Annotated in this window: 25 protein-coding genes; 15 read left to right on the forward strand and 10 right to left on the reverse strand. The window is 40.1% G+C overall.

Going from position 1 to position 24,404, the window contains the following annotated elements; genetic code table 11:
- Positions 1-58 precede the first annotated feature (58 nt).
- A complete protein-coding gene (gene speB, locus ACRD7A_RS00930) occupies positions 59-907 on the reverse strand; it encodes an agmatinase (RefSeq protein ID WP_430809458.1) in 849 nt (282 codons plus the stop codon).
- Positions 900-2,312, reverse strand: a complete 1,413-nt coding sequence (locus tag ACRD7A_RS00935) for a type III PLP-dependent enzyme domain-containing protein (RefSeq protein WP_430809459.1) — start codon at positions 2,310-2,312, stop codon at positions 900-902. The genes speB and ACRD7A_RS00935 overlap by 8 nt, the downstream gene beginning before the upstream one ends.
- Before the next feature lie 231 nt (positions 2,313-2,543).
- Here ACRD7A_RS00935 and ACRD7A_RS00940 point away from each other — a divergent pair, with 231 nt between their 5' ends.
- Entirely contained in the window at positions 2,544-4,403 is a 1,860-nt protein-coding gene (locus ACRD7A_RS00940) for a sensor histidine kinase (RefSeq protein ID WP_430809460.1), read from the forward strand.
- Here ACRD7A_RS00940 and ACRD7A_RS00945 read toward each other — a convergent pair.
- The 3 genes from ACRD7A_RS00945 to ACRD7A_RS00955 all read right to left on the reverse strand — a co-directional run bounded on the left by ACRD7A_RS00945 (position 4,394) and on the right by ACRD7A_RS00955 (position 7,877).
- The gene (locus ACRD7A_RS00945) at positions 4,394-4,702 is read right to left on the reverse strand and encodes a hypothetical protein (protein ID WP_430809461.1); all 309 of its coding nucleotides are present in this window, start codon (positions 4,700-4,702) and stop codon (positions 4,394-4,396) included. The two genes, ACRD7A_RS00940 and ACRD7A_RS00945, sit on opposite strands and share 10 nt — an antisense overlap.
- Before the next feature lie 146 nt (positions 4,703-4,848).
- Complete coding sequence (locus ACRD7A_RS00950) at positions 4,849-7,299, reverse strand: bifunctional UDP-N-acetylmuramoyl-tripeptide:D-alanyl-D-alanine ligase/alanine racemase (protein WP_430809462.1); 2,451 nt, start codon at positions 7,297-7,299, stop codon at positions 4,849-4,851.
- Entirely contained in the window at positions 7,296-7,877 is a 582-nt protein-coding gene (locus tag ACRD7A_RS00955) for a thymidine kinase (RefSeq protein WP_430809463.1), read from the reverse strand. The genes ACRD7A_RS00950 and ACRD7A_RS00955 overlap by 4 nt, the downstream gene beginning before the upstream one ends.
- Positions 7,878-7,944: 67 nt before the next feature.
- On the opposite strand from ACRD7A_RS00955, the gene ACRD7A_RS00960 reads away from it, so the two are divergent.
- The 14 genes from ACRD7A_RS00960 (at position 7,945) to ACRD7A_RS01025 (ending at position 20,018) form a co-directional block, all read left to right on the forward strand.
- Positions 7,945-8,832, forward strand: coding sequence for a DUF8457 domain-containing protein (locus ACRD7A_RS00960; protein ID WP_430809464.1), 888 nt, complete (start codon positions 7,945-7,947; stop codon positions 8,830-8,832).
- 91 nt (positions 8,833-8,923) lie between these two features.
- Positions 8,924-9,649: a 16S rRNA (cytidine(1402)-2'-O)-methyltransferase gene (gene rsmI / locus ACRD7A_RS00965; protein ID WP_430809465.1), complete on the forward strand. Its 726-nt coding sequence runs from the start codon at positions 8,924-8,926 to the stop codon at positions 9,647-9,649.
- A gap of 21 nt (positions 9,650-9,670) precedes the next feature.
- The gene (locus ACRD7A_RS00970) at positions 9,671-10,543 is read left to right on the forward strand and encodes a Cbp1 family collagen-binding glycoprotein adhesin (protein WP_430809466.1); all 873 of its coding nucleotides are present in this window, start codon (positions 9,671-9,673) and stop codon (positions 10,541-10,543) included.
- Positions 10,544-10,552: 9 nt separating this feature from the next.
- Complete coding sequence (locus tag ACRD7A_RS00975) at positions 10,553-11,257, forward strand: YjjG family noncanonical pyrimidine nucleotidase (RefSeq protein ID WP_430809467.1); 705 nt, start codon at positions 10,553-10,555, stop codon at positions 11,255-11,257.
- Positions 11,258-11,462: 205 nt separating this feature from the next.
- Positions 11,463-12,872, forward strand: a complete 1,410-nt coding sequence (mnmE, locus tag ACRD7A_RS00980; protein WP_430809468.1) for a tRNA uridine-5-carboxymethylaminomethyl(34) synthesis GTPase MnmE — start codon at positions 11,463-11,465, stop codon at positions 12,870-12,872.
- Between the two features lie 209 nt (positions 12,873-13,081).
- Entirely contained in the window at positions 13,082-14,209 is a 1,128-nt protein-coding gene (locus tag ACRD7A_RS00985) for a tyrosine-type recombinase/integrase (protein ID WP_430809469.1), read from the forward strand.
- A 5-nt stretch (positions 14,210-14,214) separates the two neighbouring features.
- Positions 14,215-15,393 (forward strand): hypothetical protein, encoded by a 1,179-nt coding sequence (locus ACRD7A_RS00990; RefSeq protein WP_430809470.1) that lies wholly within the window; start codon positions 14,215-14,217, stop codon positions 15,391-15,393.
- A 175-nt stretch (positions 15,394-15,568) separates the two neighbouring features.
- Positions 15,569-15,862, forward strand: coding sequence for a helix-turn-helix transcriptional regulator (locus tag ACRD7A_RS00995; RefSeq protein WP_430809471.1), 294 nt, complete (start codon positions 15,569-15,571; stop codon positions 15,860-15,862).
- An 80-nt stretch (positions 15,863-15,942) separates the two neighbouring features.
- A complete protein-coding gene (locus ACRD7A_RS01000; RefSeq protein ID WP_430809472.1) occupies positions 15,943-16,740 on the forward strand; it encodes a hypothetical protein in 798 nt (265 codons plus the stop codon).
- On the forward strand, positions 16,724-17,359 hold the full coding sequence (locus tag ACRD7A_RS01005; RefSeq protein ID WP_430809473.1) for a P-loop NTPase family protein: 636 nt from the start codon (positions 16,724-16,726) through the stop codon (positions 17,357-17,359). Before ACRD7A_RS01000 ends, ACRD7A_RS01005 begins: the two co-directional genes overlap by 17 nt.
- Positions 17,360-17,518: 159 nt before the next feature.
- Positions 17,519-18,127 carry a hypothetical protein gene (locus ACRD7A_RS01010; RefSeq protein WP_430809474.1) on the forward strand — a complete coding sequence of 203 codons (609 nt, stop codon included), beginning with the start codon at positions 17,519-17,521 and terminating at the stop codon, positions 18,125-18,127.
- A 2-nt stretch (positions 18,128-18,129) separates the two neighbouring features.
- Complete coding sequence (locus ACRD7A_RS01015) at positions 18,130-18,930, forward strand: DUF5712 family protein (RefSeq protein WP_430809475.1); 801 nt, start codon at positions 18,130-18,132, stop codon at positions 18,928-18,930.
- Positions 18,927-19,571 carry a ParA family partition ATPase gene (gene parA / locus ACRD7A_RS01020; protein ID WP_430809476.1) on the forward strand — a complete coding sequence of 215 codons (645 nt, stop codon included), beginning with the start codon at positions 18,927-18,929 and terminating at the stop codon, positions 19,569-19,571. The genes ACRD7A_RS01015 and parA overlap by 4 nt, the downstream gene beginning before the upstream one ends.
- A gap of 171 nt (positions 19,572-19,742) precedes the next feature.
- Positions 19,743-20,018 (forward strand): hypothetical protein, encoded by a 276-nt coding sequence (locus ACRD7A_RS01025; protein WP_430809477.1) that lies wholly within the window; start codon positions 19,743-19,745, stop codon positions 20,016-20,018.
- 30 nt (positions 20,019-20,048) lie between these two features.
- On the opposite strand, the gene ACRD7A_RS01030 is transcribed toward ACRD7A_RS01025, so the two are convergent.
- From ACRD7A_RS01030 to ACRD7A_RS01050, 5 genes are all read right to left on the reverse strand, one after another.
- Positions 20,049-20,387: a cyclic-phosphate processing receiver domain-containing protein gene (locus ACRD7A_RS01030; RefSeq protein WP_430809478.1), complete on the reverse strand. Its 339-nt coding sequence runs from the start codon at positions 20,385-20,387 to the stop codon at positions 20,049-20,051.
- A gap of 86 nt (positions 20,388-20,473) precedes the next feature.
- Entirely contained in the window at positions 20,474-20,725 is a 252-nt protein-coding gene (locus ACRD7A_RS01035; RefSeq protein WP_430809479.1) for a hypothetical protein, read from the reverse strand.
- A gap of 979 nt (positions 20,726-21,704) precedes the next feature.
- Positions 21,705-22,652: a DUF6557 family protein gene (locus ACRD7A_RS01040; RefSeq protein ID WP_430809480.1), complete on the reverse strand. Its 948-nt coding sequence runs from the start codon at positions 22,650-22,652 to the stop codon at positions 21,705-21,707.
- A 129-nt stretch (positions 22,653-22,781) separates the two neighbouring features.
- Positions 22,782-23,204: a hypothetical protein gene (locus ACRD7A_RS01045; RefSeq protein ID WP_430809481.1), complete on the reverse strand. Its 423-nt coding sequence runs from the start codon at positions 23,202-23,204 to the stop codon at positions 22,782-22,784.
- A gap of 40 nt (positions 23,205-23,244) precedes the next feature.
- Positions 23,245-24,309 (reverse strand): hypothetical protein, encoded by a 1,065-nt coding sequence (locus ACRD7A_RS01050; RefSeq protein ID WP_430809482.1) that lies wholly within the window; start codon positions 24,307-24,309, stop codon positions 23,245-23,247.
- Between the last annotated feature and the right edge of the window lie 95 nt (positions 24,310-24,404).

Genomic DNA, 24,404 nt, shown 5'->3' on the forward strand with positions numbered 1-24,404 from the left:
TTAATAACCACAATGGGGTTGAATTTTAAATGCGTCTGCCGTGTATTCTCTAATTGTTCTAGGCAAAAAACTTATAGCTGAGTAACTTATAATATAGCTTAGCCACCATAAAGTCTGGCGCTCGCAACCCATCGATGGGTGCAAACTCCACGATGTCGAAGCCCACTACGTTTTTACGCTGAAATACTTTTTTGAGGTAACGTATTGTGGTATCCCAGCTCAGGCCACCCGGCTCGGGCGTGCCGGTTGATGGCATGATGGAGGGGTCAAAAACATCCAGGTCGATGGTCAGGTAAACATCATCGCCCATCAGCTCAATGCTTCTATCCATCCATTCCTCGTTTCCGTATATAGACTCTGCAAAAAAGCATTTGTCCTTGTTCAAAAAAGGCTTTTCCACCACATCCATGCTACGTATGCCCACCTGCACCAGGTTGGTGCTTTGAGCCGCTTTGTGCAGGGCACAGGCATGGTTGTACTCACTTCCGTGGTAGTGGGGTCGCAAATCGGAGTGTGCATCCAGCTGCAATACCGTCAAGTCTTTGTATTTCTTACGGTAGGCTTCAATAATGCCGATGCTGATCGAGTGCTCACCCCCAAAGAAAGTCAGAAATTTATTGTGTTTCAGCAGTTCTGTGGTGCTATTGAGAACAGCCTCATAAACCTGCTCGGGCGATCTGTTTTCTTCGATTTGAGGCAGTATATGAATACCTTTCTTATACACCTCTGAGTCGGTTTCTATATCGTAAAACTCCAGATTGGGGGTAGTCTCCATAAAAACGTCAAAACCTTTATCGGCTCCTTTGCCCCAGGTGCTGGTACCATCGTAGGGGATAGATTGCAGCAATATTTGTGCCTCGCTCAGCTCAATGGGCTGGTCGTCAATGTCTCCAAAAATCTTATTCATCTTCCAGGTAGCCTAAAATATCCAACATTTCCCGCACCGATTGTTCATCGCGGTAAACTGTATCCACAATATTTCCCGTATCATCACGGTCGATGATCACATGCTTAGGGGCCGGTATCAGGCAGTGTTTAATACCGCCATATCCACTCACCGAATCCTGGTAGGCACCTGTATGGAAAAATCCCAGGTACAACGGTTCTTTGTCGCTAGCTTTGTAGCTGGGCAGTAGTACCTCCTGGTTAAAGTCTTCGGAGTTATAATAGTCCGAATGGTCGCAGCTGATGCCCCCAATATTCACCCGGCCATATTCGTTATTCCATTTATTTACCGGCAGTAAAATAAATTTTTCCTGTATCGACCAGGCATCGGGTATGGTGTTCATCAGGCTGTTGTTGATGATGTACCAGTTCTCGGTGTCGTTTTGTTGCTTTTGTTCCAGTACCTCAAAAATAATGGCACCGGCCTCACCCACGGTATATTTACCAAATTCGGTGTATATATCGGGCTCCATCACATTTTCTTTGGTACAAGCAGTTTTGATATTTGATATAATTTCGTGAATCATATACTCATAGTTGTACTCAAAGCCCAGGTGGTTGCGTATGGGAAATCCACCGCCCAGGTTAAATGATTCCAGCTCTTTACTCTCTTTTTTAAGCTCAACATACAGCTTTACTGCCTTCTGAAACTCACCCCAGTAGTAGGGGGTATCTTTAATACCTGAGTCCACAAAGAAATGGAGCATTTTAAGCTCTACCTTATCATTGTTCTTTATCTTCTGATTAAAGAAATCGATGATTTTATTGTGCTGAATACCCAGGCGCGAGGTGTAGTAAGCCGACTGCGCCTCTTCGTTAATGGCCATGCGGATGCCAATCTTTAGCTTTTGCTTGGCTTTAAGTTTCATCAGCCGATCGTACTCATTGATGCTGTCGAGCACAATGATGGAATTGGTAAAACCGGCCTCTTGTAACTTAATGATTTTCTTAAGATATTCATCGGTTTTATAACCATTATGAATGGTGATGATATCCTTGTCTATCTTACCCTTTTTGTGTAGGTAACGCACCAGGTCGATGTCGAACGACGAGGAGGTCTCAATGTTTACATTGTGCTTAAGTGCCTCGTTAATAACGTGGTTAAAGTGGTTGCATTTGGTACAGTAACAAAAATGGTACTTACCTTTATAAGCGTTGTTTTTAATGGCACGGTTAAATAAATTACGTGCTTTTTTGATTTGGTCACCAATTTTTGGCAAATAGATAAATCGAAACGGTGTTCCGTATTTATCAATTAGGTATTTTAGCGATACCCCATGAAAGGTGAGGTAGTCATTCTTTAAGTCAAAACCTTCCTGTGGAAAGTAAAAACTTTGCTCAATCAAATCAAAATACGTGTTCTTCATCTATGATAATCCCATGACGTGTTATAAAATTAATCCTCAGCAAATTTATCTAAATTACCATTAAAAGCGCGGTAAGGCAAAGAAAATAATTATACGCTGTGGTGCTAAGTTAAGTTTGACTTCTTACAGGGCTTGTCTAAATCAATTATATTCTGCAAATTCGCTTTCCTCATTAACCGATCAATACACAATAATTTGCTTTTAAAACCGCGGACACTACAAAAACGGCTAATGCGTATTATGGGCTTGTTTGTTACGTTTAGCATTATGAGCTTTGGACTGGTGCACTACTATGCAGTACGTAAAGCTGTAATGAAAGATGTGTATGATAATCAACTCATAATGACTTTAAAAGCGCACCAGGGGCAGTTTTTGACAACGATTGAAAAGGCCATTGAAGCGGTTGACATACTGGCCAACGATCCAGCCTTTGTTGCTTGGTTTGGCAGTAGCAAAGAAGATAGTGTGATGAAGGCCCTTGCCCTGGAGAGACTCGATTTCTTTAATGATGAGTTGGACTATCCGGCCATTTTTGCCGTTAACAAAAGCACCTTGGAATATTGGTATAAAGACTATTCATTGCTTGATATCGTGTCGGAAGATGACCCCGATGATGCCTGGTTTTTTAATTCCCTTAAAGGAGGTCTTAAGAGTCAGCTTAACTTCGATCACGACAATAATTTAAATCGGTCGATGCTGTTTGTCAATGCATTGATAGGCGATACGCAAGATCCATTGGGAGTGGCCGGTATCGGCATTGATCCATCGTTTCTTATTCATCAGTTTGAGTACAATAAGCCCTCTAAGAATACGCGTTTGTGGCTTCTTGATCAGCAGGGTAAAATTCTCTTGTCGGAGAAGTTAGGGGAGGTAAATACCTCGCTGAATAGCCTCCTGGATAGCGCTGTTGTGGATGAACTGTTAAGCGGTGGTGCCGAACAAATTATCCGCGAAGTATCCTTTAAGGGACGTACCTGTGAAATGGCAAGCATGCGAGTGGGGAGCACCCAATATCTGGTAGTGATGGTCATTCCACAGCGCGATTTATTGGCGATTCTCAATGTTATTAGCTATAACACTATCTGGCTAACGGTGGTGGTGCTTCTACTAACACTTATTGTGACTTCACTTTTGGCCAGAAACATTTCCAGACCCATTCTGCACTTAACGCAGCTAAGTAGTGATATGGCGCATGCCCGTTTGAATATTCAGGTGAAGGATAAGCTTTTGAGACGATCGGATGAGATAGGTAAACTGGCCACCGCCTTTGATGCCATGCAAAAACAACTTGCGCGAACGATCGACCGCTTGAATCAGGCGAATATTGATCTTAAAAATGAAAGAAAGCAGTTGAGAAATATAAATTCTGATTTGAGTGTGGCGATTCGAAAAGCCGCTGAGAATGAGAAGCTCACCAAAGCTTTTATGGCCAATATCAGCCATGAGATCAGAACACCCATGAACAGCATTATGGGCTTTGCTCAGTTGCTCGAAGAAGACTTGGCGGATCAATCTGATCTTCAGTCCTATGCTGCCATTATTGTAAAAAATGGTACCCATTTGTTGGCGATCCTCAACAATATTATTGAAGTGGCCAAAATGGATTCGGGTCTCACTAAACCTTCCTACACTACCTTCTCGGTACAGGAAGTAATTAAGGACAGCCTGAGTCTTTTTACTTATAAGGCAGGCAGTACACTAACCCTCATTGATAGAGCTCAGGAGTGCGAGTCTGACTGTATTTTGTACAGCGATATAATATTGGTTAAGCGACTGTTAAGCAATCTTTTATCCAATGCAATAAAATACACTCCACACGGTAGTATTGAGGTGGGTTTTCATATCGACGGAGACCATGTTATTCTTTATGTGGCCGATACCGGTATTGGTATCGATACTACCGATCAGGACTCCATCTTCAAACCCTTCTGGCAAGTTAAGCATGCCCGGAGTGTTAACGAAGGAGCCGGTCTCGGATTGGCTATCACACAGAAAATGGTTGAGTTATTATCAGGTCGTATATGGGTGGACAGTGCCCCGGATAAAGGGTCTATATTTTATGTATCACTCCCGATCAATAATCATAAGTAAACTCCTTCCACATCCACCTTATGGTAGATGGGTGTATTCTTAAATTGCTGGTGCCAGTTTTCTTTTGAGTAGATGTAAAGTGAGATGGACTGCGCAGACTGAAGTTCGATTTGATAGCGGGCATCCAGATACTGTTGCTCCAGCTGAAAGTCCACCTTTTCGTTGGTTAAAACATAAATTTGAATGTCCTCGTGCATGCTCGTTCCCTGCGGAAATAACAATACCACCTCGGCATACGGATCGAGGGATTGAATATGCGCCTTCACCAAATCAGAAATGTCACCCGTTAATTGCTTCATGCTGCAAAAATAAGATTTATCTACGGTGATATGACAGCCCCAATGCTGAAAACACGTAGGCTGCATCAGCTTTTCAGTGACCAATATTTGACAAACCTTTGTACTTGGTTTATATTCAGACCTTGGTGGCAAAAAGTAAAGAGCGTTTATTCCATCACATAAACACGCTTTACGCGGCGACTAATGCCGGTGAGTATTTCGTAGGGAATGGTGTCGAGTGTATCCGCCAGTTCTTCCACCCGAATGCCACAGCCAAATATTTCTACCACATCGCCCTCTTTGGCATCAATATGGCTAACATCGGCCATGCACATGTCCATACATACATTACCTACAATGCGCGCCTGCCGGCCGTTGATTAGTACATAACCTTTGCCATTGCTCAAACGACGATTAAAGCCGTCGGCATAACCAATGGGGATTACAGCTATGCGCGTTGTTTCTTTGGCTTTTCCTTTGCGCCCATAGCCAATGGTATAACCTTGCTCAACAGTTTTTAGCTGTGAGATATAAGTTTTGAGTGTATTAACCGGTGTTAAGGGGGCTTGGATGGATGATATGCCGTACATGCCAATGCCCAAGCGCACCATATCAAACTGAGCATCCGGAAAGCGCTCGATGCCGGCCGAGTTAAGAATATGTCGGAGAAATGGGTAGCCCAGTTGTTTTTGCAAGTGGCTGCACAGGCTTTTGAAGGCGTCTATTTGCGAGCGGGTAAAGTCATCGTGTTGAGCCTCGTCGCTGCCGGCAAGGTGAGAGAAGGCACTGCAAACACGCAGTTGAGGTGCCTCCTTGAGGCATTGTATCAGGCGATCCACTTCATGGGTTAGGAAGCCCAGGCGGTGCATGCCGGTATCTAGTTTAATGTGTACGGGTACTCTGGTTAGGCCTTCCCTTTGTACAGCATTGATAAAAGCCTTCAGTACTTCAAAGCTGTATATCTCAGGCTCCAGCTCGTAATTGAGCATCATCGGAAAGCTGCTTAGCTCGGGGTTCATCACAATAATAGGCAGCGTGATGCCGGCCTTTCGTAGTTCTATGCCTTCATCGGCAAAGGCAACGCCCAGATAATCTACTTTTTGGTGCTGTAAGAGGTTGGCAATCTCAAAGGCTCCGGTGCCGTAGGAGTAGGCTTTTACCATGGCCAGTGTTTTCGTGCTTTTGTGTAGCTTACTTCTGTAGTATTGCAGGTTGTTGGTCAGGGCATTGAGGTTGATTTCCAGCACTGTTTTATGGCGGCGCTGCTCCAGTAAGGCCGAAATGCGTTCGAAGGCGAAGTTACGGGCACCCTTCAGTAGGATGGCCTCATTCTTAAAGCCATTAATGTCAATTTGTTCAAGAAAGCTTTCGGTAGTGGGATAGGCATTAGTACCACCCATTGCGCGGTATAGCACCTTGCCAATGCCGATAAATTTACTAATTCCCTTTTCTTTACTTAACTGTTGAATACGTTCATACAGCTGTTTGTCGTTTACGCCACTCTGTTGTATATCGGATAAAATGAGTGTTTTGGATAAGCCGCTTTTGGTGCCCATCTGATTTAAAAAGTCCAGTGCCAGCTCCAGCGAAGTTAAATCGGCGTTATAGCCATCGTCGATAAGCAGGCAGTTATTAATGCCCTCTTTCTGCTCCAGACGCATGGCAATGGGTTGCAGGTGGGGACATTCTTTTTTGATGGCTTCCGGCGGCACGCCCAGCTCCAGGGCTGCCAGGATCGATAGTATCAGGTTATCAATGGATATGGCATCCTGATAGGGACTGCTGATGTGCAGCAAGTCGCCCTGCCAGTTAAGTGTCAGATGGGTTATGTTGTTGCTTGTAATTTGTTCAATAACACGCAGGCTGTTGCCGGGCTGATGGCCACAACTCAGGCGTTTGGCGTTTGGATAATGTGTGGTTATGGCCGAAGCAACTCTTCTATCATCGCCGTTAAACAGGATTACACGTGCGCTTCTGAAAAGTTTGAGTTTCTCTTTGATTTTGTGATCAGTATCTTTAAAATTCTCCTGATGCGCCTGCCCGATATTGGTAAAGATACCTACTTCAGGCTCAATGCAGCTCGCCAGTTTCTCCATTTCGCCGGGCTTTGAGAGGCCTGCTTCAATAAGTGCCACATCAATGTTGCCGGGCAGCATGCAGATGGATAGGGGTACGCCCAGCTGACTGTTGAAGCTACGCGGCGATCGTCCTACTTTATGGGTGTGGAGAAGCAGTCGTGTCAGCCACTCTTTTACTATGGTTTTACCATTGCTGCCTGTGATGCCCACGAAAGGCACGGTAAATGAATGGCGATGCTGCATGGCAATGGCTTGAAGGCAGGTTATGGTGTCGTCGCAAATAATAAAACCGGCCTCAGGGTAGTCAACATAGCTGACCCCGGCATCTTCCTCCACCAGAAAGGCTCTGATGCCCCGTTCGTAAAGGGTATTTATATAAGCGTGTCCATCGTTACTCTCTGTTCTGATAGCCGCAAACAGCGTGTTGTTGGGCACAAAGGTTTTTCGGCTGTCATAAACAATCTTCTCTACCCTTGCAAGTGCGTTGCCATGGGTGCGCGCCGAAGCGAAAGTAGCCAGTTGAGCGAGTGAATAATTCATGCCTTTGTTTTTGCCTTGATAAAACAACGACGACAAAGGGGCTCGTACTCATTCTTCTCGCCAAGGACAACGAGCTTGTCATCGTCACTCAGGCGATGCGAGAACTGTGCTAAATCGCCACAGCGCATGCAAATGGCGTGTACCTTGGTTACGTATTCGGCGGTGGCCAATAAAGAGGGAATGGGGCCAAAGGGTTTGCCCTTAAAATCCATGTCGAGGCCGGCCACAATCACTCGTATGCCCTGATTGGCCAGCTGCTGACACACATCGGCGAGGCCCTGGTCGAAGAACTGAGCTTCGTCAATACCCACCACATTAACGTTACCACTCAAAAGCAGGATGTTGCCCGATGACTCCACCGGTGTTGAGCGTATGGCATTGGCATCGTGCGATACCACTTCGTCGTTACTGTAACGAACATCAACCATGGGTTTAAATATCTCTACCTTTTGCCGTGCAATATTGGCCCGTTTAAGTCGTCGTAAAAGTTCTTCTGTTTTGCCCGAAAACATGGAGCCTACAATTACTTCGATCCAGCCTTTTTGGGAATCTCTATTTGCCTTATTCTCAAGAAACATTTAGTGTATCCTTATTATTTAATAGCAATCATTAACTTTGTGGAATAAGTTAGAAGCCACAAACACCATGGAAAAAGAAGCACTCATTGATATTATCCTTCACGACCTTAAGGAGGTTCACACATTGGTTAGCACCTTTAAGAGCAAACAGGAGCTGAATGCAGCTTTTATCAACTTAACCCGCACTAAAGTAGCAAACATTAACGAAGAGTTAATGCTGTTGGAGCAACTTAATACAGAAAAAGTATCCGTTGCCAGTAATGAGTCAGGTTTAACTTCGGCAGCACCAGCTACTTCCATTGTTTCGGATGGCGTGGCTATCGCTGAGTCATCACATCGTTTTGCCAGCGGCGAGTCCAACGAGGAAACGGAGGTTTTACCATCGGCACCGGAGCCGGCGCAGCCTGTTGTGTCAGAAAATGACGAAGCACCACAGGCAATGGCTACAAAGCCTGCGGCAGTAAAGGAAGAAGTGCCTGTCGATGAAGTGCCACAGGAAAGTGAGATGCCGAAGGAGGAGGTGAGGCCGGCTGCCGAGCCCGGTGAGGCGATTGTTCGTAATGAAGCGATCAGTACTGCAGGAGTCGGACCGGACGAAGAATCGCCTGTTGTAGCCACGGCCCCTAAAGCTATGGTGTTGGGCGAGATGATCAAGAAAGAGCGGTCGTCGGTGAATGAGGCCATGGCCAACCGTCAGGAGCAGGTGGCTGATATTAAGCACCTGGGTAAGCCGGTGGATGATGTGCGTAAGGCGCTGGGACTCAATGATCGTTTTTATTATCAGCGCGAGTTGTTTGGTAATAATGCCGATCTGTTTAACCAAACGCTCGATCAGATTAATCAGATGGATTCCTATCAGGCGGCCCTCAGCTTTCTCAAGTCGAATTATAGCTGGGAAGCCGATAATGATGCCAGCGAATCGTTTTATAAAAGTATTCAACGCCGATTTATTTAATCGCAATAAGTATTCAGTGTTTTAGTCAGTAGGCAGAAGTTTCCGGATGTAGTAGGAGAAGTGTGTTCTTAAGACAATAAAAAGACCGTAAATGAGTAAATTGTATGTAGTACCAACGCCCATTGGTAACCTGGAAGATATTACGATGCGTGCCATCCGCATACTTAAAGAAGTGGATTTTGTGCTGGCCGAGGATACCCGTACCACGGGTTTTCTCTTGAAGCATTTTGACATATCCACCCGTATGATGTCGCATCATAAATTTAATGAGCACTCCTCGGTGGATAAGGTGTGTCAGCGTATTAAAGGAGGCGATACGGCCGCCCTGGTGTCAGATGCAGGTACACCGGCCATCTCCGATCCGGGCTACCTGCTGGTGAAGAAATGCATTGAAGAGGGTATTGAGGTGGAGTGCCTGCCCGGACCCACTGCTTTTGTGCCGGCCTTGGTAAATTCAGGTCTGCCCAACGATCGCTTTTGCTTCGAAGGATTTTTACCCCAGAAAAAAGGTCGCAAGACACGCCTGGAATACCTGGCTGAAGAGACGCGTACCATGGTGTTTTACGAATCGCCCTTCCGGCTGGTGAAAACATTGGGGCAGTTCATCGAGTACTTCGGGAGTGAGCGTCAGGCTTCTGTGTCGCGCGAGATCAGTAAGCTGCATGAGGAAAACAAGCAGGGTAGCCTCACAGAGTTAAAGGAACATTTTTCGGCTAAGAATGTTAAAGGAGAAATTGTGGTGGTAGTGGCCGGAAAGGTGGAGGAGAAGCGCAAGAAAGAGCGTGGAAACAAAGCTGCCCATAATGAGGATAATTAGTTACAAAACAAATATATGCAGATGAAGTATTTTGTTTCCTTAATGTTATTGCCGCTGCTGTTTGCCTGTAAGTCAGGCCGGGGCGATCAGGCCTTAAGCAATCGTGAGCGCGACTCGCTGATGATGGTATCCGTGGAGAAAGACCGACAGATGAACAAGCTCGTAGGTGCCTTACTCGATATTGATGATAACCTTCAGCAGATTAAAGAAAAAGAACAGCTGATAACCCTCAATGTGAGCCGCGATGAGGCCGGATCAGAAGCCGTTGAAGATAAAATAAATCGCGATATACAGGCTATTTACGAACTGATGGTGCAAAATAAGGAAACCATAAGCCAGCTGGAGCGTCAGCTAAAGCAGGCGAGCACTAACAGTAGTAATCTTAATAAGCTGGTGAAGCGCTTGAATACTCAACTGAAAGATAAAACCCTTGAGATTATTGAATTGCAGGCTCGCTTGAAGGAGCAGCGCCTCACTATAGATGATCTTAACTTTAGCTTGGAAGGACTTCAGTTGGTGGTTGATTCTCTGGAGGGCGCCCGCCATGCTACGCAGCAGGCTTTGGATGAAACCACGGAGAAACTCTACAGGGCTTATTATGCCTTTGGCTCCAAAAAGGAGCTGAAAGAGGAGAATATCATCAGCAGTGATGGTTTCCTGAGTAAGAATAAGCTGCTTTCTGATGGCTTCTCACAAGACTATTTCACCGCCATTGATTATCGCGAGTTGGATTCCTTGAATCTGTTTATGCCCAAGGCCAAAATACTGTCGAATCATCCGGAATCATCTTATACGCTTGAAGAGAGTGAGGGAGGAGCTATGGTTTTGACAATTAGGGATAAGGAGCAGTTCTGGCGATTAACAAGGCACTTGGTTATTCAAGTAAATAAGTAAGAGCAATACATGCAGAAGACGACACATAAGTACAAACATCTGTTTTTTGATTTGGATCATACGCTGTGGGACTTTGAGGCGAATTCGGAGGCCACACTGCGTATTTTATTTAGTAGCTATCAGCTGTCGCGTTACTTTACGGATTACGAACAGTTCCATGCCAAATATGAAGTTCACAACCGTTTTCTGTGGGCGCAGTACCGTCGTAGCAACGTGGATAAGAAAACGCTTAACGTGCAGCGTTTTTACCTGCCTTTTGCCGAGGTGGGTTTTGATGATCATGCCGTGGCGCAGCAGTTTGCCAATGATTACCTGCGCATCAGTGCCACGCAAACGCTTCTTTTCCCAAATACGATGGAGGTGCTCGATGAACTGAAAGAGCGTTACACGCTTCATATTATCACCAACGGATTTAAAGAGGTGCAGAACAAGAAGTTGGTTAATAGTGGTTTGCGGTCTTATTTTACCAATATTTTTATTTCGGAGTTGATAGGCGTACAAAAGCCCGATACCTATTTTTTTGATTATGCCGTAAAAAGTTGTCATGCCAGTAAAAAAGAATGCCTGGTGATCGGCGATAGTCTGGAAGCGGATATTCGGGGTGCGCAAAAGGCCGGCATCGATCAGGTGTTTTTTAATACGCGACAGCTTGATTTTGAAGGAGAGGTGACCCATGAAATATCCGCCCTAAAGGAGCTGCTCACCTTTCTTTAATGCCTGACAATTGAAATTCGTGTATTTTTTGGCAGACTATATTTGCAAGCTGTCAATAGTCTCTCAAATTTTGATACTTTGTACTTTTCTGGCTTGTCCAGATTAGGTGATTGAGTCGTTCAATGGCATTTCCTTATATTTGCAGAAATAATCGCTTGTGTAGTCTCAGTTAAGAGAGGTTCAGGCAAGTTGTAAGAATTTAGTTATGCTAGATAGTAAAGATACCATTTGTGCCATATCAACCGCTCAGGGAGCCGGTGCCATCGCTGTAATCCGTTTGTCAGGGCCTGAGGCGCTTTCTGTTTGTGAACAAGTGTTTGTGCCGGCCACCAAAGGAAAGAAACTGACTAGGCAAAAAGCCAATACCGTTCATTTTGGCAGTATCAGCGATGGTGAAAAGGATTTGGATGAGGTGTTGGTGAGTATCTTTAAAGCCCCTCATTCGTTTACCGGTGAGGATATTGTTGAGATTGCCTGCCACGGCGCACCTTACATACAGCAACAGCTATTACAATTGTTAACCCAACGTGGTGCGCGCCTGGCAAGGGCGGGGGAGTTTACGCAACGGGCTTTTTTAAATGGTAAAATGGATTTGTCGCAGGCCGAAGCCGTTGCCGATTTGATTGCCTCGCGCAGCGAAGCCGCCCGTCGTGTTGCCTTACAGCAGATGAGGGGTGGTTTTTCCAATGAATTGATTCATCTGCGCGAGCGCTTGCTTAATTTTATCTCCTTGATTGAGCTGGAACTGGATTTTAGTGAGGAGGACGTTGAGTTTGCCAATCGTTCGGAACTCTATCAGTTGGTGGATGAGATAGCGCATTTACTAACTAAGCTGGTGCAGTCTTTTTCTTTGGGTAATGCCATAAAAAACGGAATCCCTGTGGCCATAGTGGGACATACCAATGCCGGCAAGTCAACGCTTTTAAATACTTTGTTAAAAGAGGATCGGGCCATTGTATCGGATATACACGGTACTACGCGCGATGTCATTGAGGATATTATCAATATCGAAGGAATGAGCTTCCGTTTTATCGATACGGCTGGGATACGTGATACGCACGATGCCATCGAGAGTTTGGGCATTGAGCGTACTTACCAGAAAATTGACAAGGCCACCATTGTGTTGCTAATGCTGGATGTGAATGATCCGGATGAAAAGATACACGAGGCCATTACCAATGTTAAACAACGACTTAATGAGTCGCAGCAGTTGATTGTGGTGATCAATAAGATTGATTTGGCTGGTGAGGAAGGTGCTGCCCGTTTTAATAAGAATAGCTTTCGTGAGCTGTCGGGTACCGATGCCATAGTGCCCATTTCGGCCAAGCAACAGGAAAATATTGAAGCCCTGCACGATGCACTTCTAAAGACAGTTAATCTTTCGGCGCTGGATAACGATGAGGTGATAGTGACCAATGCCCGCCATTATGAGGCCCTGCAGCAGTCGCTGGAGGCCATTATGCGAGTGGGAGAGGGGATGAAAAGTGGTTTGTCCGGCGACTTCCTGGCGCAAGACATCCGCGAAGTACTGCATTACCTAGGCGAGATAACCGGACAGATCAATACAGATGAAGTATTGGGTAATATTTTTAAGAATTTCTGTATCGGAAAGTAAAGTGTGTTTTTCGAATTTAACTACAAGGTCAAAAGAAGTAAAATAGAATGCAATTAAAGTCAATCAAAAAGCTTACCAGTAATGCATTAAGGATAATTGATATCAATCTGCCTTGAATTATATAATGAGTTTCCTTTTACTTCACTTGACTTTTATTTTACAATTCTTTACCCTACTTTTACAACTACACATCGTAAACGTTGTAAAAAATGAAAATAAGCCTACGAAAAAGAAAGCTTAAGAATGGTAAGACCAGTTTATTCCTTGAATACTATAAGGGATACACAAAAGATGAAAACGGTAAAATCAAGCACAACAGAGAATTTGAAAATCTTAACCTGACCATTTTTGACAAACCAAAGACTCCGACTGAAAAGCTGGATAACAAAGACACACTAACTTTAGCTGAGAAAATTAGGACTAAAAAGCAGGCTGAATTTGATTCGGGAAAATATGGCTTTCAAAGCAATACTAAGTTCAACGCTAACTTTATTGAGTACTTTAAAAAACTCACTGATGAACGTTTTGAAAGTAAAGGTAATCATGGCAATTGGGATAGCTGCTACAAACACTTAACAAAGTACTTCGGTCTTAAGCTTCTATTTAAAGACTTTACAGTTGAAAAAATCAAGGACTTCAAGGAGTATCTGGATAAAGAAGCAACTACCCCACAAGGCAAAAGACTTTCTACGAATACGAAGTTATCCTATTTTTCAAAAGTTAAAGCAGCTTTAAACCAGGCATTTGAAGAGCATATCATCTATGACAATCCCGGTAAACGAGTAAAGGGCTTCCCTAAAGCGGAAGTTGAACGACCATATTTAACACATAGTGAAGTTCAAAAGTTAGCAAAGGCTGAATGTCGAATACCAAGTATTAAGAAAGCTTTTTTATTTGCATGTCTTACTGGCCTAAGGTATTCTGATATAGAAAAGCTAATCTGGAAAGAAGTCCGTGAAAATGAAGATGAGTTGCGAATTGTTTTTACCCAGAAAAAAACTGATGGTCTTGAGTATTTATATATCAGTCAAAATGCGAGAGAATTACTTGGTGAAAGAGGAGCTCCTGAAGAAAAGGTAATTCCAGACCTAAAATATACTGCCCAGACTACAAATATCTTAATGAAGTGGGCCTATAAAGCCGGGATTTTCAAGGAGTTCACATTTCACTCTAGCCGTCATACCAACGCAGTGCTTATGCTTGAAAATGGAGCAGACATTTATACAGTTTCTAAAAGACTTGGCCATAAAGAAATTAGGACAACTGAAATCTACGCAAAGATCGTTGACGCTAAACAACGAGAAGCCGCTAATATCATTCCAACAATCACCTTATAATAAATATGAGAGTATTATATAATAAGTTTATTAAACAAACTAATGCTATACAAGATTCTAAGACTGAACATCATGTCAGAACTTTCAAAGAGTTTTTCTATTATCACAACACTAACAATGATTGCCAAAGTCAATACGAAATAGCTTCTCTTTTAACTCAAATTAGAACAGATATAGAAAACATAAATCTATCATGTAAAGAAATTGAAGGTCAAATAAATTCACCTGTATATTTAAACGACGATCAAATTTCAACCCTTTTTTGTGAGTTTAAGAGTAAACTTCTTAAAAATATTGAATCTGTGAGCCTTCATAGGTGGCTATCGCTTAATATTCAGGAAAGCAGAAAGCTGACAATTCACATATTGGAAAGTCACATCATTGATGAATTTGAAAAAATTCTTATTGCAACGCACATATGGATTACATTCTTTTTTAATGATAAAATCTTTAAGTATTCAATAGTAAAAGATAACCTATATGAACTATGCCCTATAAAAACAGCAGAATATGGATATTCATTTGGTAATAGCTTATTAAGAACAGGATATTTTGATGGTCTATCTTTGTATATATTGGATAATCAGCAAACGATTAGCTACCAAACGATTTTCAGACTACACCCAACTGATTTATCACATCTTCCATATCCAGCAAGAGTGATATATCGTGAAGAGTTAATAAAGCGAATTGACACGCAAACAAAAGTAAACTTGTCGTCAGATATTCATGGGATGACAATTAATAACTTAGTAGATTACTACGAGTATGCGCAAAAGAGCATAGGTAAACTCCCATTGCCCCTTAAATTCAAACTCAAGGATAAAGAAGCTAAAAAGAAGTTTAATAGCATTAGTAAATACTTTATCAAAAATTGGAAAATAGTTGATTGTACGATTCTGGAGTTTGTAAAATTAACAGAGGTAGATTCTGATGAAAATCAAGTATTTAATGTTACTAAATTTAAAAAACCCTACTTTTTCTACTTTATTGATATTCTAAGCCAAGAATGCATTTCAAAACATGGGATGATATCTGTAATAAAAGATCGATTTACTTTCGATGGTGAACCATATGAATATGAAAATAATTCTCTATCAAAAATGAAAGAAAGAAGTATCAATGACAATTTACCTCTCAAAGACAAAAACATTATCGATGAACAACTGAAATACATGTCATAGATGATAATAAAATGCAACCTCCTTCAAACGCTACAAATCACGAATACAACACTTTAAACTGCCACATATTGTCATCATTAATGCATGACCTTCTTTTCTTGACCTCATTTTCCTTTGTTTGCCATGTAAACTGATACTGGCCAGTATCCATGTATAACCTTTAAAATGAAGTATCATGGATCATTACGAAAACATAAATGATCGATTAACTAAAATCGAAAAGCTCTTATTGTGCCAAAAAAAGTCAATGACATTTAATGATGTGGTTGAGTACACTGGTTTTAAGCCATCATACCTCTATAAGTTAACTAGTTCATTTTCAATACCTTACAGCAAACCCGGCGGCGGAAAACTTTTCTTTGATAAGGATGAAATTGATCGTTGGCTACTAGAAACCAATCGAGTACGAACAGAAAGCGACTTGGACCAAGCTGCATCTGATTTCTTATTGCGTAGGAGAAAACAATAATACGTAAATATAAAAGGCGTTGCCCAATCAACGCCCATCAATTCTTCTAATTCCTTTAAACCACTTACAAAAATAGTATAATGGCTAAATATAGGCAAATCCAAACCCATTTTTGGACTGATGCTTGGGTAATGGATCTTACTCCAGAAAAGAAGTACTTCTACTTGTATATCCTCACAAATGATAAAGTAAAACAATGTGGTATCTATGAGATACCGCTACGAAAAATGGAAGTTGAAACAGGATATAACCGAGACACATTGCTGCTACTGCTGGATGAGTTCGTAAAAATGAACAAGATTCGTTACAACCTAGAAACCAAGGAGATATGCATCATTAATTTCAGCAAGTACAACTTTACCCAGAGTCCTAAAGTAAAAGCATGCATTAGGAAGGAATTTAACCAAGTAAAAGACAAGAAGTTAATAGGGTATATATATGGTATGCATAGTCTATACAAAGACTATGATAAGTCTATCAATACCGATGCGCAAGAAAAACAAAAAGAAGAAGAAAAAGAAGAAAAAAAACAAAAAGAAAAGATACTTGAGGTTTACTCTAAGGAAATTGAAGACATTCTTTCTTTTTGGGGGTTTACAGGCAAAGACGACAAACGAGAGCTTCTATTAAAACAATTACAACAACTATCAAAGAATCAAATACCTCTCGTCGTGTTTTTTAAGCAAGCCAATAACTATATTACTTACAAACAATCTGTTTCTGAGCGAAAACATGCTTTCAATCGCTTTTTGGGATTAGACAATCCTAATGACATTAATACAGCTGGTTGGAACACTGAAAATTGGGAGCACAAGTTAAAATCCTTAAAAAGAATCAACATAACAAATCAAACTAAAAATTATGAATCAGGACTATAATAGACACTTAGAAGCAATCTATAAAATCGGCCGAAAATGCACAAGCAACTTTGAATTGACAGATTCCGATCTGTGGATCTACAAACTTCTACTAAAGTATTTTAATAATGACCCAAGTTTCGAGAAAGAAAACCCTAAATACTCCCTTCGCAAGGGACTATTAATTCGTGGCAATATAGGCACCGGTAAAACCTCATTAATGAAAGTCTTTTCACATTTCAATAGAGCTTGTAATAATTCAAGAGAATACCTAATAAAAAGGTGTACTACTTTAAATATAGAGTTCATTAAAAACGGACCAATTACAATAGAGCATAATTCAATAAATAGTTTTTTTAAAACAAATGGCTTACTCGACAAAACTAAACCTGTTACTCTTTGCTTAGATGATTTAGGAACAGAAGTTCAAGAAGCTTCGTATTACTCAAACCATATAAACTTTATGCAATTTATTCTTCTTGGCAGATATGATGGTTTTTGTGATTATGGCATGCGAACATACATTACATCAAATCTTCATCCAGAAGATATCCAGTTAAAATACGGCTACCACGTAAGATCTAGGCTTAAAGAAATGTGCAATGATATCATCTATCCAGGAACTGATAGAAGAAAGTAAAATTCACACTATCTACTAATAACCATAAGGGATGAAGCAATAGATGTTACATTTGAAATAATAATGTAACATCTATTATGCCCTGAAAACTTTGTTTTCAGTGACCGAATGTAACATTGTTACGTTCCCTCTTGCTACCCTTATTTTAAAATTAATTCAATGAAAATCATACGCATATCTCCAGAATTGCATAACGATTTTAAAAAACTATGCATAAGGGAAAAAAAAGGACTAACCGAAGGCGCAGAATTATTAATCAATTCTGCCCTCAAAAAGGGGACTTTAAAAGAAGTTACTAAAAATGTATTCAATCAAATCCAAGGTCTTGAATCAACCTTTAAAAGCTGGATGCGCCAACATGAGAAATCTTATTTTAAAAATGTATCCGATGACCTTATAGTTTTGTCCAGAACATTGAAAGATGTAAGTACACGAACTCAAAATGAAGAACTATTCAAAAATGGAATCGCTTCAATTCAAGAAGTAGCTGATGAATCCCATAGAAAGTACGAAGCACTACTCCATCAAAAAGCCATTGAAAGAGCGAGTTTATTATCAACGCTAAAAAAATCTGCAATCACATTATGCATCATAGCAGCCGTTTTCGTTTTAAGCAACTTCATTATTGATTTCAACATTCGACTTGACAACATTCAAGCGGAAAATTACGATAAGCTTCGAACGCACTGTAAAATGGTACAAGAAAGACATAAGGGAATAAACATACTGGAATCATTTGATCAAATGCTATCACAACAAAACGAGTAGATATGTACATAAAGGTTATAAATCCAACCAAGCATGGAACTGCAACCTACTCTAATACCGGCTCCTGCAGTAATCTTGTCGAATATTTGGGTAAAGAGAATGAATCTTTAGCCATAGATAAGCGCGAAATGTTTTTTAACCAGACTGATGATGAGATAAGTTCAAATGCTGTCATTAAAATGATTGACAATAATGTGAAAGGAATCGCTAAAGGCAGAACTCGCTTCAATAGCTTAGTGATTGCACCAGATAAGGAAGAGCAAGAACATATCAAAAACGACCCAGTTGCATTAAAAAAGTATACCTGCGAAGTGATGAAAGCCTATGCTGAAAACTTTCACCTCAAATCCGGAAAGAAATTGGGCATAAATGACCTGGTTTGGGCTGCAAAACTAGAGTACGAACGTAACGGAAATAATGAAGCTAATATGCATGTTCATGTAATCGTTTCTGCGAGAGATAAGGAGCAACAGATTACTCTATCGCCTAACACCAATGACAAAAAACGATTTAATCGAGTCAACTTCTACCTTGAAAGTGAAAAGGCATTTGATAAGTTGTTCCATTATGAACGTCTCGAAAGCAAATTAAAAACCGATCAAATGATCAAATACGGAAACCTCTACGAGAGAGATAAATACTTTACCGCACTGGATGAGAAGAGAGCACAATTTCAATCTAATGAAATTGGCAAATCTATTACTCAAGGCATTCAGTCGGTCAATTCCCAACGGGGGCAATACCAGGAAGAATTTAAAAAGAAGAAAGTTAAAAAGCGTAATTCCCAAAATCTAAAACTATGATTATATCAATAAGCTCCTTGAAAGGAGGCACCGGAAAATCGACAATCTGCACAAATTTAGCAGTTTGTTTTTCGACAATGGGATATAAAACCCTTATTATCGATACAGACACTAACGGTTCTTCAGTAAAATGGTCAGGATTAAGGCCGGAAGATAAACCATGCGTAACAGCTATTTCGATGACAGATCCCAAAGCTTTACGAAGCAATATCAATCGGATTCATCAGGATTATGACCTAGTGTTAATAGATGGCACTCCTGCTCTTTCAGAATTGGCTACGACTATTATTCTGCTATCTGATTTATTGATCATTCCTATCAAACCTGGTGTGTTAGATTTATGGGCTACTGAGATATTTATCGAAAAATACAATCAGGCATTGGTACTTAAAGACGATATTCATGCAAGGTTTATTCTCAATCAAGTTGACCCACGAACAAAACTGAGTAATGAAATTTCTGAGGTTCTGAGTGAGTTTTCTATTCCGGCAATGAAGTCAAAACTTAATAATAGGGTGGCCTATTCAGAGTCGATTATATCAGGATTAAGTGTTTTGGAATATAAAGACGTTAAGGCTCAGGAAGAAATTACTTCTTTCGCAAATGAAACCCTTGAATTATTAAGACAAAATAATCAGTAACATAAAAACATATTAACATTCAAGCATAATTATGTCCAGGCATTTTTATGCTTGGACATAAAAGCATTTTGCCATAAAAACATAAATATGAAACGAGCCTAAATAATATATCCATTAAGAATGGATTAGTTGGCGAGTTCCATGTGGCAATTAAATTCAAATAAATTACACATGAAAAAGCAGACGTTGAATATAAAAAGCACCCTCAGCAACAAAGTTTCTTTGTCTAAAAAACCGAAGGCCATTGATGTTATAAAAACTGAAATTGAAGATATTCATAAAACTCCCAAAGTGGCGAAGAATGAATTTTTTCGCACAACAGTTTACTTGCCAAAATCACTTCACAAAGATCTTAAAATACTTGTGGCTCAAAGCGATACTTTAACAATGAAAGATTTTGTTATCGAAGCCGTTCAGGAGAAACTACAGCGAATTTCAAATGGATAGAAGGCCTTTATTAACTTAACTAACAATCTATTATAAATTATCCTCTAAATGTTTTATATAATTCGTTAATAGTCCCTCAATCTGCTTTGAGGCAACAGGATTAGCAGAATGTACATTAAAACTCAGGTTTCTCAAATCAAGTCCAGATTCGAAGACCAACCATTTTGCAGCCGCATAACCATCTGGTACAACCTCTCCATTTTTATCGAGACCTAAATCATTATCAAAACTGATAAATTCAGGTAATCCGTTTCTCTTGATATGGGTAACAAAATCATCGAACGTTCTCACTATATCAAATTCAGATTGCATTGCCCTATCATAAACCATATCAATTGTTCTTATATCATCAAGAAAAAGTTTTTTCATATTGTTCTCAATTGGATTATAGTCTGGTTAATTTTGCGCCCAATCAGTCCATCTTATTTTAATTGCAAAATACTTTAAAATCAAAACTAAACCTTCTTAACTTCTGTATTCACCTCATAAATTCGTAAGTCATTCACATTAGAAAGGGCTTCTCTGGCATCAATACGATTGCGTTTATTTCTAAACCATTTATGGTATCGTTCTATTGCACACCATTTACAGCCGCATCTCAGTGAGTGGTTTTTACTAAGGGCATTTGTCGAAGCATATTTCCAATCAAACGCGTCCCAAAGTTTCTTGCGCTTCCTGGCATAGTCTCTGTCTTTTTGTGTTCTCATATTGCTTAGGTATTGTAGTATTATAATCTTGGGTTCTGCAATTCAAACGAATTTGGATCATTGGGCAATGGTTTTCTTAAACTACAGAATAAATTAGATAGTTTTAAGAAGAAAGCAAATCGTTCAGCTGGTGTTCTAGATAACCATTCATGTATTTCCTCTTGAGAATGATCCAGGTTACTTAAGCCATTATCTTTTCCTATATTTATCTTTCTCTTGCGCTTCATAAGGTGGAAGAATAAGTAGTTCCCAGGTGCATTTTAACATCACCCAAATGAATCGTAACCAAAATGGCTTTTTCTTTTAATTTGAGTTCATATGCTCCCGAAGAGACTCGAATATTGAAGATTTTAAAATCAGCAAAATGTAATGACTGTTCTGAACCCAGATTCTTTTCCTAAATTTGGATAAGGATAGTAATCAGCTGATACTAACAAAAGATTTTGGTCATGGCGGTAGGAACATATATTTTGATTGGAATTGCTGTTATAGCAACAATAGTAGCATTTTTAGTAAACACGAAAAAAGGTGCTAAATGGTTGAAAAATTTGCACCTTTAGTTTTATGGCTTTTTCTTTCATTTCATTAAAAATACTAATTCATGTGATTAATTATAGGCATAGGAACAATGGTTGCACTAGTGTAGTAATTATATTTTTAAGCACTAAAAGAGGTAAGTCCTGGATTATATCTTTGGATGATTAAACTAAACCTTCTTAACTTCTATATTTACCTCATAAATACGCAAGTCGTTTACATTTGAAAGTGCTTCTCTGGCATCAATACGATTGCGTTTATTTCTAAACCATTTATTATACCTTTCTATTATACACCATTAGCAGCCGCACCTTAGTGAGTGGTTTTTACTCAGGGCATTCGTTGAAGCATATTTCCAATCAAATGCGTCCCAAAGTTTCTTCCGCTTTTTGGCGTATTCTCTGTCTTTTTGTGTTCTCATATTGCTTATGTTTTGATTGGTTTATAATTCTCGAAGATGATTTTTGGCTTTATCTTTTCCCTCCAGGTACAGTTCCAATGCCTCTTTGAAGTCTTTCTCCAAATCTTCCAATGTTTTACCTTCATAAGACACTAAATCCGGCTCGATTCCTTTAACCTGACCATAGAATAGTCCATCCGAGTCATTCCAATCAACAGTTCCGGTGAAACCTCTTTGTCTTAGAGTAAGTTCCGGGATTGGGTAATGCACTTCCTCATATTTTATAATGATACCCGAAACTCGGTCCAGCTCCTGAAAGTTTGGATCAGACTCTGGAGTATCATTATTGACTAGGTGAATAAGTTCCTCCATGCGGTGACAGGCTTTTTCGTATTCTTCTTTTGAAGGAACTTCCTCTATATTACTTATACCTATGAATTTTTCGAAAGCCTCCTTTTCCTTACCGGTTACAATTTGTTTCCCATCCGGACAACTTTTAACAAGCCTCGAATACAGGCTTGATTCGGATTTATCCTCTTCCGTCATTTCTTCATATTCAAGCTTCTGCTGCATTAGCTCTTCTTCAAATTCAGTTACACTTTCTTCCTTATAACCGACAAAGGTCATTTCCCATAAAATATGAACCAGCGTGTCAAGTTTTCCGTAATAAGCGAAAGCTTCCTCTGAAACTTCCATTCCCAGCCATTTAGTCCAGGGCGTAAGCATCAATGAATAAGTCATTACTTTTTGTTCCTCATCTTTAGGAATAGTATAACGTGCATTTACATGAGCATACTCCGTTTCTTCCCAATCCTCCTTTGTTGGTGTGAGAATGATTGTCATATCAGAATCCACAGGATGTAATGACATCAACTGAGAGTATGCATCCTTGAATCCATCCAAGTCCTTTCCTTGCTCTGGATATAAATAAGGGAGCCTTACTTCAAGTTCTGACCATTGAAATTGGCTAATGAGTTCCTTTAAAGTCATTTTTTAGTTTTGTTACCATTCTTCATTTTCGACCGAATCTTCAAAATCAATTTCCTCATCCAGTGTATCAAAAAATGGGGAATTACCCCCATTTCCCAATTTGAAAGTCAAACAATACTAAACTGCTTGTCAGATTTTAGTTATTTCATGAACTATGAAATTAACATTCTTGTAGCCGTAATAGTTGTTTATATAAACTTCTCCGGTTATCGTTACTTTGTCTCCTTTTTTTAAGTTTTTTACTTCGTCTGCGTAATCATTTTTCTTTTTTATAAAAAAGAAATTGCCGACTTCACCTCCGAATGAATTCTTTTCTGGTTCTCCTCCAATTTCGAAGCATCTAAATGGAATGTAACCAACCTTAAATTTGTTTGGTTTGGCCATACCTGCCATTCCAAATCCAAAAAATTCAGCATCAATTGTTACAGTCTGTCCTTTTAAGTCCTTCCCTAATTCAACGTTAATAACATTTGAATATTCTGCTTTCTCCGTTTGTGCAATAGCAGAGCCACAAACGAATACAATCGAAAGGAGTAACAGTGTTTTTTTCATAATCTTAAAGTTATAGAAATTAAATGTGTGTAAGTATTAATTATATTAGCAAACATAAAAAATAATCTGAAGAAGAATGCATTTCGAAACCAGTCTTTCCTATTTTCAAAACTGAATCAAAATAATATTGAGATATCCTTGATTGGCGACTATGATAAGGCCGGTTGTAGTTTTCTATCTTCTCCCCATTAGCCTTCTTTATCGCTGCAAATTTTTGACAATGATTTATAACTGCACTTGAAGCAAAAGAGCGATTATCCGTTTTTGCATAATCAGTGGTACCTTTCCTTACGGAGCGCCAGATGATATTATAAATTTGTCCAACTGAATAATCCTCTAGCAACGAATATAAAACCAGCTCGTCCGTCTCATTTGGATGAGAAAAGAAACCACAACTATTCATTTCATTAGTAAATATTTCTCTAGCTTCGGCTAAAGCAATTTTTTTCCATAGTTCATATCGTTCCTGCACGGTACTACCAAATGCATCTGTTGGATTTTGCAGTTCTTTAATCAGGTCTTCTTCGATTTCAATAATTACATTCTCTATTTTATTATTAAATACGTTCAGACTATTCAGCATATCATTCTGCAGCTCCGGCAGCGGATAAAACTTCATCATTTTGATTCGCCAACACTGAACCGAATTAATCTCCTCTGACATGCAACCTGCAGAAATGGCACCAATAAAGACTTTCGACTCAAAATCTAATTCCCAAAATAGTTCCCTGTTTATGTGATAAGTTAGACCTGTGCCCTTCTTTAATCCCTGAATCTTTTTGTTTTGCACACTTTGTCCTTTATATTCAGAATACATAGCTGTATGACATTGGGGACAAAATGGTATAGACTGGATACCCCTAGTTATTGGTTTCGTCCAGGAATAGACCAGGCAAACAGGGCAAACATAATCCTTACAAATACTTGGAGGCAGATGATTTTTGAAAGCACCAATATTTATTTTTTCCAGGCTATAACGATGTATGATATCTACAATCTTAACCTCTTTCTGGTTGTATAAGGTTAAAACTTCATCCAACTGGTCAACACTAAGACCCGCGAGATACTCAGAAATGGTGGGCTTGATGATTTTGTGCTCTTCCATAGGCTTGCTCTTTTCAACACCCATGAAAACAAGGTGGGTGTGAACCTCCACTATATATAGCCTCAGAAGGTACGACCAAGCACCAGAGTACACTA

It is taken from the genome of Carboxylicivirga longa (assembly GCF_050589825.1).
Lineage (GTDB): Bacteria > Bacteroidota > Bacteroidia > Bacteroidales > Marinilabiliaceae > Carboxylicivirga > Carboxylicivirga longa.